Source organism: Sunxiuqinia sp. A32 (assembly GCF_052690465.1).
This window is the reverse complement of the sequence record NZ_JBQYLI010000005.1, coordinates 65,577-78,741: the sequence shown is the minus strand read 5'-3', so window position 1 is coordinate 78,741 and position 13,165 is coordinate 65,577. Positions and strand designations below refer to the sequence as shown.

Genomic DNA, 13,165 nt, shown 5'->3' with positions numbered 1-13,165 from the left:
CTGACTAAAGAAAATTGAAAAAAGGAGATGCGACAACACCTCCTTTAGATTTTAATGCCTTCGAATTTCACATTATCAGCTGGCATTTACAATTTGAATTGAGAATCCAAATTTTAACAAATTTATGAAAAAAAAATGTTTTTTATTGATTCCTGGCTTGTATAAGCTTTGGGGATCTAAATTATCAAGAGTGATGAGACTAATAGTACTAATGCTCATAACATTTATTGGGCAAATTTATGCAACTGAGAGCTATTCGCAAAGCAATAGATTTGATCTTAATATGGCTGATGTCACAGTGGAGAGGATATTGGATATTATTGAAAATCAGTCTGAGTATTATTTTATTTATGAGGCTCACAAGATAGATGTAACCCGAAAAGTTTCAATAAGCGCAGAAAAACAATCAGTTGAACAAATTTTAGATAAGATTTTTGAAAGTACTAATGTTACATATAGAATCGATAACAGGTTAATTGCGCTAACGTCAATCACTAACGATTTTCTGCAGCAGCAGGAAAAAACAATACAAGGAACAATCACAGATGAGAATGGTTTGCCACTTCCTGGAGTAACAATTGTAATTAAAGGTTCTACAACTGGCGTAATCACTGATATGGATGGTAACTATAGCTTGTCCAAAGTACAAAGCGGAGCAACAATAGTCGTCTCTTTTGTTGGAATGAAAACCCAGGAAATTTTTGTGGGTAATGATACAATTATTGATGTTACGCTGGAAGAAGAGTCAATAGGTATTGAAGAAGTTATCGCTGTAGGCTATGGTACCACATCTAAAAAAAACCTAACAACTTCAATTTCGAAGGTTAAAACTGATGAAATTACAAAGGCAGCAAGTAGCAACATGACTCAATTAATGATGGGGCGTGCTGGTGGCTTACAGGCAACTGTTGCCAGTGCGCAACCTGGTGGAAATGTTGATATATCAATTCGCGGAGCAGGCGAACCTATCTATATTGTTGATGGGGTTATGATGCCAAGTAGTTCGCTTGAAGGTGGATCGGGTGGTTCAATGACAGTGACTCCAGCAGCAGTTAATCGTTCCGGACTGGCTGGGTTAAATCCTGAGGATATTGAGTCCGTCGAGATTTTAAAAGATGCATCTGCTTCAATTTATGGTATTGGTGCTGCTAATGGGGTAATTCTCATTACAACTAAAAAGGGAAAAGAAGGTCCGCTTAAGGTTTCTTACGATGGCAGCCAGTCAGTTGTCATGAACTATAAATATCTTGATATTCTGAATGCACAGCAATACATGGGGCTAGTCAATGTTTTTAACAAGGAACAATACCTGTATAACAACAACATGGCACCATATGGGCCAAATGTTTACAATAGTGGATGGACCGCTCCATATAGTGACAGTGAGATTGCCAGCGCACAAACCACAGATTGGAAAAATGAAGTGTTGAGAAACGGAAGTATTGCCAACCATAACATTATAATCAATGGTGGATCTAAATTGGTGAACTACTATATTTCGGGTAACTATTTCAACCAGAGTGGTTCAGTGTCAAATTCAAACATGGAACGTTACGCGCTGAGAAGTAATGTTTCATACCAGTTGAACTCCTTTGTCAAGCTAAGTTCAGCTATCAATGTGAACCGGAATAGTTACAACAACTCAACTGTTGGAGGAACAACTAATGGGCGTGGAGAACAGGCTATGGGTGCATTAGCTGCAGCTCTGACCTATCCTTCGAATCTACCGCTAAAAGATGAAAATGGTAATTATACTCTTTTTATGAATGTACCAAATCCGGTTGCCATGGAAGACATTCTCGACAAAACAACAACAAACGGTACATACCTGAATTTTTCGGCTGATATTGATTTAATCAAAAATATGCTGGCAGCCAAATTCCTTTACGGTAACAATCTCGAAAATTCACGTCGAACAACTTTTATTCCCTCATATGTTTATTTCGACAATATGTACAAATCGCGTGGTAATCTGGGAACAGACAACCGCTTGAATCAAACAATGGAAGCGACTTTATCATTCAGGAAACGTTTTAATGATTTTTTGAATATGGATGCCGTAGTGGGAATGGGAAAATATAAGAACAATTACGATGGGATGAATGTGGCCTATGATGGACAGCACGATGCCATTCAGAATGATAACCTTAGTTCGGTAACCGGAGTTGTTTCCCCCGGATCGTATCGTAGTGCCAACGAAAAACGTTCTCAGTTCATTCGTGCTAATTTTGATTTTATTGATCGCTATGTTATTGCATTTACGCTTCGTCGCGATGGTACAGATAAATTTTTTCCAGATAAAAAATATGCATTTTTTCCTTCATTTTCAGCTGCTTGGAAAGTTTCAAACGAATCGTTCATGAACGGTGTTTCCTGGATAAACCTTTTAAAAGTCAGAGCTAGTTATGGTGAGACCGGCAGCGATAATCTGGGAACATCGTTATACGGTACTTTTGGACCCTTTGGAAATCAAGTCATGTTTGAGAACAATACTATTAAATATATTCCCATTGTTACAAACGGTATTGATTACCCAAATGTGAGCTGGCAAAAAACTACCATGAAAAATATTGGGATCGACTTCTCCATTTTAAGAGATAAAGTTTGGGGTAGTTTAGATGTTTTCCAAAATGATATCACCGATATGCTAGGATATGCCAATACCGCAGGTTTGTCTATGTTTGGAACTTATCCGATTAACGGGGCCCATTTGCAGCGAAAAGGTTGGGATGCTACCGTGAACTCTAAGAATTTGCAGACTGAGGATTTTCTGTGGACCACTGTCTTGACGCTTTCCAGGTACAACTCATTATGGATTGAACGAATGCCAAATTATGACTATAACGCTTACGAAATTCAGGGTGAAGTAGCTTCAAACGCCCGTTATTATTACGAAACAAGTGGAATAATCAATGCCGATATGAGTAATATGCCTGATTCTCAGCCAGAAGCTGCACAAAGTCCTGGTTATCCGATCATTGTTGATCAAAATAACGATGGTGAAATAACTACTGATGATATCAAGATGTCAAACGAGGTTCCCAAACTTTATTTTGGTTTTGGTAATACATTTAATTATAAAAAGTTCGATCTGGATATCTTTTTATATTCGCAACTTGGTGTGAATAAATACAATTATGCACGTGATTGGGCTTCTGCAATTAAACTGGCCAACTCAATAAGTAATTCAAATTCTTTCGCTTTTGATATGTGGAATTCGCAAACCAATCCGAATGGAACGCAACCTGGAATTGCATGGGATCTGGCTTCCGTGACACTTCCCGGTAGTGCCGGAACTGATGTCGGATATCAAAATGCTTCGTTCGTTCGGGTAAGAAATATTACCCTTGGATATAATATCTCCGGGAAAGTATTAGGTGAAATTGGCCAGTATGTAAGTAACGTCCGGATTTATATTGATGCACAGAACCCGTTAACCTTTACCAATTTCGAAGGATTCGATCCGGAAGTATACACAGGTGGAAACTACAAAGGAGGGAAAGCCGAATATCCACAGACCAGGACCTTCTCTGCAGGGGTTAAAATCACATTATAATTAAAAGACAGTATAATTATGAAAAATAATATCATATTTTCAATTTTAGTTTCAATTACATTGCTTTTAAGTAGTTGCGAAGAGAACTTTGAACCTCAAATGTATGGTAAGCTTTTTACGTCGAATTTCCCGAAAACGGAATCAGATTATGAAGCTTACCTGATGACTTGTTATATACCTTTTTCAGTGAACTGGAGTTATAACTTAACCGGAGGATCATGGCAGCATGGTTTCTATGTTGCGGGAGATGGTCACATATGTCAATTTGATGCTACCTCAGATTACTGTGCTCCATGGGAGGTGAATAACGGAGGTAGTTCGAGGCGGAAATATTCAGAAGTCAATTTTGCCGATTTTGTTTACTTCAAACGTTCAGATAACGGCAATCCTCCGTATTTCGAGAAGCTGAGGGATATTACTCGTTTTACTGAAATAATTGGTGTTCTGGAGGATGCAACAGTGCTATCGGATACAAAAAAGAAAAATTTCATTGGAGAAGCACGATTTCTGCGCGGCATGATGATGTATTATTTGATGCATATTTACGGCCCCGTTCCAGTTATTCTTGATCCCTCAATGGTTGGTAATTTGGAAGACGAACAAAATCTTGAACGCCCAACGCTGACTCAGATGACAGAATGGATCACTGCAGATATGGAATACGGTCTAGCCAATATGGCTGCTACTGCTCCAAAGGGAAGGTACACTGCTGATTATGCCCGATTTTGTTTAATGCGCCATTATTTAAATGAAGGTTCGTATATGAATGGCTATTACGACAAAGCAATACAAATGTACAATGAGTTGAAAGATTCAGGATATGGCCTGTATACCAATGGTGACGATGCAGCTTATGCTGACCAGTTTAAACAGGCAAATAAATTCAATAATGAAGTTATTATGGCCGTTTCTACAAGTGAATCAGGGGATGGATCGGGTACTAATGGAAATTTTAATCCATTATCGTGGTATGTTGTACCTAATAATGCATCGAAATATGCCGATGCAGAAAATACAATACCTACTCCGTTTGTATATCAGGGAGGAGGCTGGAGCCAATCTTATAATGTTGCTCCTGCTTATTACGATACTTATGAACCGGGAGATTTGCGTAAAAATGTGATTCTGACATCGTATGTTCAAAATGATGCTGCCAGAACAAATATAACTGTTGATGATATTGGTGTTAAGTGGTCAGGTTTTATTATCAATAAATATCCGATTGAAATACCTAACCAGTTCCAGCCAACTGATATTCCACTTGCACGTTGGGCAGATGTGTTGCTGATGTATGCAGAAGCTATAGCCCGAAAAACGAATGCGGTTCCGACTGGTGAAGCTATGCAAGGGGTGAATGATGTGAGGGCAAGGGCTGGCCTTGCACCATTGAGTGGAGATGCAATTGCGAGCTACGATGGTTTTATGGATGCCCTTTTGGCTGAACGAGGTCATGAATTACTTTATGAAGGTGGTAGGAAGATTGATTTGATTCGCTTTAATAAATATCGCCACAATTGTATGGCTATTAAAGGAGTTGCTCCAACCAGCCAATATATTCCGATTCCTGATTACGCGGTTCAACAGGCCGAATCATACGGAAAAACGCTTACACAGTTTTTTGAGCGATCTAATTACGAGCAGGATAATTAATTTGTAATTTGATAATGCTACTTCACCCGAAATGGTTAGGTAGCATTTTTTTATTAACTGTAATTTAAAATTTTAATTGCAAGTTGGATTTATTGTTAAAATTGAATCCAGTTTTCTATCTTTTATGTAAAATATGTTTATAGAGAATTGACTTTATAATTAGTCAAAATAGAAATTCAATTTCATAGCTAACTTGACTCTATATGCTTAATTATAACCTGATTAACTAATCACATGTTGTTTATGATGAAAAAGTTACTGTTTACTCTTATTTGTGGTTTTGCCGGATTTTCAATTTGGGCACAAGAGCGATTTATGAAAAATAAAAACAAAATCAACAAAACGATAATCTTTGGAATAAGTTGTTTTGTATTGGTTTCGTTAAATATTAATGCACATTCTTCCAATATCAAATTCGATAAAAATTCGCGGCAACGGATATTATTTGACGAAAGCTGGAAATTCAACCAGGGAGATATTTCCGGTGCAGAAAATATTGATTTTAATGATGAGTCATGGCGCTTATTAACACTTCCTCATGACTGGAGTATTGAAGGAGAATACGATGAACATGCCAGTACAGGCGGTAGCGGCGGATATTTACCGACTGGGATCGGTTGGTATCGCAAGCATTTTAATATTTCCAAAGGTTCACAAAATTGTTGGATTGAGTTTGATGGAGTTTACATGAACAGCGAGGTTTGGATCAACGGAAATTATCTAGGGAAGCATGCGAACGGTTATATTAGTTTTTACTATGATATAACCCCCTATTTGAAAGACGGGGAAAATGTGATAGCTGTAAAAGTTGATAACTCAATACAAACCAACAGCCGTTGGTACTCCGGTTCCGGAATATACCGCCATGTATGGCTAAATGTTGCCAATCCGTTACATATTTCACAATGGGGAACCTATGTTACGACGCCATTCGTGGATAGTTTATCGGCGACTGTCTGCATAAAAACAATAGTTGAGAATAATTATTCCGAAGTGAAAAATGCGGTCTTGAGTTCCCGGATCGTTGACAGCCAGGGAAAAGTTGTGGTAGAGACCAAAAATTCTATAATAGTCAACACAGGTGAAAAGAAAGAATTTACTCAGTTTGTAAATGTAAACAATCCGTCTTTGTGGTCCGTTGATTTTCCTTCGATGTATACCTTGAATTCATCAATTACTGTAAACGGAAAGATCGTTGACAATTTTGAAACCCCTTTCGGAATTCGTTCAATTGAATTTGATGCGATGAAAGGATTTTTGCTAAATGGAGAGCAAGTTAAAATGAACGGGGTTTGCCTACATCATGATGCTGGTTGTTTTGGGGCTGCTGTTCCGGTGCAGGTTTGGGAAAGACGATTTAAAATATTGAAGGAGATGGGATGCAACGCCATACGCACCTCGCACAATGCAATGGCTCCCGAATTTATGGATTTATGTGACAGGATGGGCTTCCTGGTGATGGACGAACCTTTTGATGAATGGGAAGAGGCAAAAGGCAATACGACTTCAGCATATCATTTATACTTTAAAGAGAATTGGGAAAATGACTTAATATCCTTTATTCATCGTGATAGAAACCACCCTTCAGTTGTGATCTGGAGCGCTGGTAATGAGATTCCAGAACAGTCAACAACGCGTGGACAGGAAGTTCTGAAGCAATTGCTCGATGTATTTCATCGCGAAGGACCAACCAGGCCAGTGACTACTGCAAATGATCGGATTGAGGATGATGGCCGTGCTGCCTTGCTTCCTTTTCTTGAAATGGAAGATGTTGTTGGATACAATTATGTGGATCGCTGGCACGAAAGACGAGAGCAGTACTACAGCATCGATAAAATCAATCATCCGGATTGGATTATGATTGGAACAGAAAATGTGAGTGTGCGTGGTGATCGGGGAGCTTATTCGCTGGATGGGAAAAATAATAATAAACATGGGCTTGCATATAACAATGGCATGATACGAGCTGAGCAATTATGGAAATTTACGGCAACACGTGACTATGTCTGTGGTGACTTTATGTGGACAGGTATTGATTATTTAGGAGAGTCGCGTTGGCCACGTAAAGGTTCTGATGCAGGAGTGATTGATATGGCTGGTTTTCCAAAAGACGGGTATTATTTTTATCAAAGCCAATGGACCGATAATCCAATGATCCACATCTTACCTCATTGGAATTGGGCAGGTATAGAAGGAGAAATAATACCTGTAATTGCCTATTCAAATTGCGATGCTGTAGAGTTGTTTGTAAATGGAAAATCATATGGCGAACAAAAGCTGGAATTCCCCAGACCGGGCAATTCTGGCGGTTGGAATACTTATGATAAACCTCCGATAAATGGTAACACAGCAGATTTGCATCTTACATGGAATATCCCATACGAACCCGGAACATTAAAAGCTGTAGGGAAAAGGGACGGCGAAATAGTTTATACTTCAACTGTAACTACTGCAGGGGCTCCGGCCGCACTTCGTCTATCAGTTGATAAAAACAGTATTACCGCAAATGGTTATGATATCGTTCATTCCAAAGTAGAAATAGTTGATGCATATGGAGTAGTTGTTCCTGAAGCCGACAATGAAATACAATTTGAAGTTAGGGGGGAAGGGAAACTAATTGGAATAGAAAATGGTAACCAAAGTGACCTTACTTCTCCAACCTCAAAAATAAAGAAAGCTTTTAACGGACTAATTCTCGGCTATATCCAATCAAATGAAAAGCCTGGAAACATCAACATTAAAGCTTCTTCCACTGGATTAAAAGATTCTGAAATAACTATCACCGTTGTTGAATCTAACAAAAAATAATATTGTAAAATCTAATATTTATATATCATGAAAAAATTCATTTGTTTATTTTCAATGCTGTTTCTTTTGCTCTTTTTCAGAAGCGCTTCTGTTTGTTATGCACAATTAAGTGATCCATTGCCTTTTATGACACCGTTTGTGCCAAAATCGACCCAAATTGTGGAATACAAAGATATTGATAGTAAAAATGTTCCGAGTGCATTGGTGAGATTACCGAACAGGAAACTTGCATATATGGTCCGCGAGAACAATGAATTAAAGCCTTATTACATTAATGCATTAGAAACCGGATGGTGGGATGGTCTATACAACGAGGATACGGACTTGGACGCAGTTTTCAAAGATATGAAAAGTATGGGGGCTAATACGGCTCTTGTAATGATTCATTGGGAAAATATTGAACCAAGCGATAATCATTTTGATTTTTCTTTTACAGATTCACTTGTTGCAGCAGCTGCCCGTCAAAACATGAAAATCTGGTGGGTATTATTCCTGCATACTCAGAAAGATATTCCTAATTATCCTGCGGAAGGTGGATGGACTTTTCATTTGGACGACAGAGATGGTTCTAACTATACGATGCAATGGCCAAAACGTGATGGTGTAACTTATACAACTATAGAAGGAGTAATGAAAAATGCAATAAAACCTCTACATGCTTTTGGCCATCCTGAAATATTCTACCGTATCAGACGAATGCTTTATAATCTTGCTGTTCAATACAAAAAGAGCGAAACAGTAATCGGGGTGCAAGTGGGTAATGAAGAATGTTTTAGTTATTGGGATGAAAGTGATTTAAATCCGGAAACCGCAAAACTTTTTGAAGAATGGAAATTGAAAACGAATAAGCAAGATTATGCGCAGTTCAAAAAAGATGCTTTTAATTGGTGGTGGAGTCAGTTTACCAGTGCATTTCATGAAGGTGATCCATATAAATTATTGTCTACAAACTTACATGCAGGTCAAGCAGAGGAGGGTGTTTTAGGAGATTTAAAAGTCATGTCAGAATCCGGGACAAGTGCCAGTACTTATGGAGATGGTAATTTAGATGCTATTGGTACCATGTTTTATCAGCCTTGGGGATACAATGCCCTTCTAGGATTGGACAGGAGATACGGAAATAATGCATATAATTATGAATTGCCTATTTTGATCCCTTCAGAAATAGGGCTTGGAGCACGTAATGGTGGTGTCGTTTATAAACACTTTGTTGTAAATACATTAGAACGGGGAGCACAAGGCTTGGGGGTTTATAGTTATGGTAAAGTAAGAAAAGAAAAATCGGATAAAGAATTTAGGGATGTGTATGTAAATCTGAACAAAATGATAAACTCCAGTCAAAAGATTATTTATGGAGGATTACCAGGACCAGGAATGGTGACCATTTCGACCGATAATGATGAAGCTAAAGTAAGCCATCTGAATACAAATAAGAAGGAAACATTGGCAATGATTTATTTCCCGGATGCCACATCAAATCCTGAAAGTAGTATCAATAAGGAGGATTTTCCATTAAAAATCGATGTCGAGGGTGCTTCAAATAACTATCAGGTTCTTATTCAACAGGATGGTAAGGAACTTTTCAATAAACTTTTTACATTAAAAAAAGATGTTAAAGCGGAAATACTTCTTGTGAAGGAAGTCAGTAGGGAAGACGTACTTTTTGTAAGTGTTATTCCATTGTACTATTAATTAGGAAGAATAAATCAGATTGGGATTAATCGTCGTAAGTTTTCTTTTCTTTTCTTTTCTTTTCTTTTCCTGTATGTCAGGAAAAGGGAGATTGGGACTGGGATTTTAGAAACTACAGGAAACAGTGAAGTAGTAAATTCTTTTTTATGATTCATTGGAGCGCCATTAAACCTGAGACTGGTGAGTGTGATTTCAGTCTTGCTGACATGATTCTCGAAGAAGCAGAAAAGCAAGGGATTAATATCTAGGGCTTCAGAGGCAATCAGATATTTTAGTGGGATTGTAGCCACAACACAGAAATAGCAGATTGAAAGTTAGGTATGAAAGGCAGAATTCATTGTGAGTTCTGCCTTTTTTATTATGGGTAAATACTGTAGCTAAATTGTATTATAATGAAAGAGGGGAATCAGTGGTTGATAACAGAGGATTCGTTTTAATCATAAATTTGAAAGCCATCGAAAAGAATTATTATTTTAGTGACTTTGTTTTAATTTCAAACCTTTAAATAGCATTAAACAACTACCTAAATTATACACCTTATGAAAGTTATTTTCACTGCACTATTTTTATCATTCCTATTTATGGGATGTGATCAAGCTCCTAAGAAGGAATTGACAACCTATTATCAAAATCCAGTTATTCCCGGCGATTATCCTGACCCGACAATAATTAGAGTTGGCGATATGTATTATTCTGCAGGGACTGGTTCTAATTTTGCACCATTTTATCCATTATTTGAATCAAAAGATTTAGTGAATTGGAAACAAATTGGACACATATTTGAGGAAAAGCCATCGTGGACTTCTCAAAATTTCTGGGCACCGGAACTGTATTACAAAGATGGAACTTACTTTGCGTATTATACTGCCAAGCGCAAGGGAGACAACGTTTCCTGTATTGGAGTTGCAACTACAGACGATATTCATAAAGGTTTTACTGATCATGGTATTATCATTGAATGGGGTGAAGAGGCAATTGATGCTTACATTTTTCAGGATGATGATGGGAAATTATACATTTCGTGGAAGGCTTATGGTTTAACTAAAGGACGGCCAATTGAATTGCTGTGTAGTGAATTAAGTGATGACGGAATGAGTCTGGTTGGTGAACACTTTACATTAACTGATTTTGAAAAAGGATGGAATGGTGCAGGTGACGAAGGTCAGTGCATGGTTAAGCACGGAGATTATTATTATTTACTTTACTCAGCAGGTGGTTGCTGTGGAAACAGATGTACCTACCAGGTAATGGTTTCAAGATCGAAAGATATTCGTAGCGGTTGGGAACAAAATCCTGATCCTATTATTAAAGGTGGTGATGAATGGCAATGTACCGGGCATGGAACCTTGGTCGATACGCCGGACGGAAGATTTTTCTACATGTATCATTCTTATAATGCAACAGATTTTGAATATGTGGGGCGCCAAGGTATGTTGAATGAATTGGTTTGGGATGAAGAAACTTTATGGCCGCGACTTAAAGAGGGGAATACTCCTTCAAGAAAAGCTGAAACTCCCTTTAAAAATACTGTTCAGGTAAGAGATACTGTCTTTATTGATGATTTTATAAATAATGATAAAGCATATATGTGGCAATGGGATGTGACATTGGGAAAACCTGATTTTACAATTGCAGATGGCGAATTGAATTTGGTGTCATCTGAAGCAGGTTTTGCATGTATTGGTTTACGCCCTCTTTTTGGAACGTATTCTTTATCAACTGAAATATTGAATGAAGGTGAAGCAAATGAAGGAATTGCCATTTATGGAAATCAACAAAAAAGGCTGGCATTAATAAGTTCTTCTAACGGGTTGAGTTTATATCAATTGAAAGATGGGGCAAAAACTGAGTTAGCTAATGTGGCAATTAACGGAAAGAAACCCCTTCAGCTAAAGGTGGATGTTAAAAACGGACGTTATTTCCAATTCTTCTGGGCTGAAGAAGAAGATAATTGGCAGCCAATAGAAATTGATGGTGAATATACCGTAGATGGGAATTTCTTACCTGCATGGGACACCGCTATGCGTGTCGGATTTATTGTTGAGGGAGCGTTAGGCATTACTGGTAAATTTTCAAATGTTTGTATGAAATATGATTACTAATCTAATTGCTTAATTTGAATGTCGATGATCTAAAAAGTCAGACGCTGCGATATTAAAAATTTGAAAAAAGATAATGAGGGTTTAGCTAATTAAGGCAGAACCCTTTTCTATTTTATTTGAGAACGGATTTATCGATCTAGTTTGATAACCTCGCTGCCAGCCAAAAGAAATGCGCCCGTACCATAAACTTCCCAACTTGCTGAAGTGAAGTTTGAGCGAGGATCTGCGCCAATTGGTTGCACCCATCCAACTTTCCCGTTTTTATATACTAAACCATTTAAGGCAATCCATGCTTTTTCTACTACTGGCAGATAGGTTTCTTTGTCCAGCAAGCCATTATTTATTCCCCAGGCTAGCGCATACGTATAGAATCCAGATCCGCTGGTTTCACCACCTGGGTATGAATTAGGATCTAAAAGGCTCGCTCTCCAAAGACCATCTTCCTGTTGGATTTTTGAAATTTTGGATGCCATTTCTTTAAAAATAATTTCATAGAAACTTCGGTTGGAATAATCTGCTGGAAGTTCTTTTAGCAAACGAACCAATCCTCCCATAACCCAGCCATTTCCTCTTGACCAAAATATTTTTTCACCATTAGATTCTTTTAAAATTTCATCCTGATTCCATTTGTAGCGAATATCGCGTGCAAATAAGTGTTCGGTTTTATCGTACAATAAATCATAGGTTTCTTTAAAAAGCTTATCACTAAGTTGAAGGTACTTGTCATCACCAAGAGTAACGCCAAGCTTTACAAAAGCGGGAGGTCCCATGAACAGCGCATCGCACCACCACCAGGTAATCGGTTCGAGCGGCTCCTTGACAGGAAATGGAGTAGCCATAAACTCATCCATTGTTTCAATAAATGGCTGAATCATTCTTTGATCTATTTTTATTCGATACAAGTCAATATAGGTTTGACAGATGGCATGGTCGTCAGCATGATGAAGTCTTGGACCGGCTTTCCATTGGTTTGCATCTCCCATTTTTATCATTGCTTTCATCATTTTATTGGAACCGGTTGTTTCATAGGCCGCAAAAACTCCTGCAAAAAAGGCACCATTGGTCCAATCCCATAACTCGTGTTTGGGATTTTTAAATTGCCAGAATGTCGCCTTTTTCATGATTTTTTTTATGTATTTCTCAGAAAATTGTTTTTCCTGTTTTGTCGACTTGGCAAGTACCGAGAATGTCATTAGTACGAGTAAAAACAGAAGCTTAAACTTATTCATGATTGCCCTCTTTTTAATTGTTTCCTTAAATATATGAAATATTGCAATCGATTGTGGTGTTTATTGTTTGTTTACAAATGAATAAATATTCATGAGTAAATTATAAATTAACACCTATTAATTTTGTA

At 37.8% G+C, this 13,165-nt stretch carries 6 protein-coding genes; 5 read left to right on the top strand and 1 reads right to left on the bottom strand.

The features are described from left to right. Nucleotides 1-193: 193 nt before the first annotated feature. The 5 genes from ACUNWD_RS06565 (at nucleotide 194) to ACUNWD_RS06545 (ending at nucleotide 11,808) form a co-directional block, all read left to right on the top strand. Nucleotides 194-3,556 carry a SusC/RagA family TonB-linked outer membrane protein gene (locus tag ACUNWD_RS06565; RefSeq protein ID WP_445586989.1) on the top strand — a complete coding sequence of 1,121 codons (3,363 nt, stop codon included), beginning with the start codon at nucleotides 194-196 and terminating at the stop codon, nucleotides 3,554-3,556. Between the two features lie 18 nt (nucleotides 3,557-3,574). Next, the gene (locus tag ACUNWD_RS06560; RefSeq protein ID WP_445586988.1) at nucleotides 3,575-5,206 is read left to right on the top strand and encodes a RagB/SusD family nutrient uptake outer membrane protein; all 1,632 of its coding nucleotides are present in this window, start codon (nucleotides 3,575-3,577) and stop codon (nucleotides 5,204-5,206) included. A 243-nt stretch (nucleotides 5,207-5,449) separates the two neighbouring features. Continuing rightward, nucleotides 5,450-8,014, top strand: coding sequence for a sugar-binding domain-containing protein (locus ACUNWD_RS06555; RefSeq protein ID WP_445586987.1), 2,565 nt, complete (start codon nucleotides 5,450-5,452; stop codon nucleotides 8,012-8,014). A 27-nt stretch (nucleotides 8,015-8,041) separates the two neighbouring features. Continuing rightward, nucleotides 8,042-9,706: a hypothetical protein gene (locus tag ACUNWD_RS06550; RefSeq protein ID WP_445586986.1), complete on the top strand. Its 1,665-nt coding sequence runs from the start codon at nucleotides 8,042-8,044 to the stop codon at nucleotides 9,704-9,706. A 539-nt stretch (nucleotides 9,707-10,245) separates the two neighbouring features. Then, on the top strand, nucleotides 10,246-11,808 hold the full coding sequence (locus tag ACUNWD_RS06545) for a glycoside hydrolase family 43 protein (protein WP_445586985.1): 1,563 nt from the start codon (nucleotides 10,246-10,248) through the stop codon (nucleotides 11,806-11,808). Between the two features lie 128 nt (nucleotides 11,809-11,936). Here ACUNWD_RS06545 and ACUNWD_RS06540 read toward each other — a convergent pair whose 3' ends face one another. Beyond that, nucleotides 11,937-13,037, bottom strand: a complete 1,101-nt coding sequence (locus tag ACUNWD_RS06540) for a glycoside hydrolase family 88/105 protein (RefSeq protein WP_445586984.1) — start codon at nucleotides 13,035-13,037, stop codon at nucleotides 11,937-11,939. Between the last annotated feature and the right edge of the window lie 128 nt (nucleotides 13,038-13,165).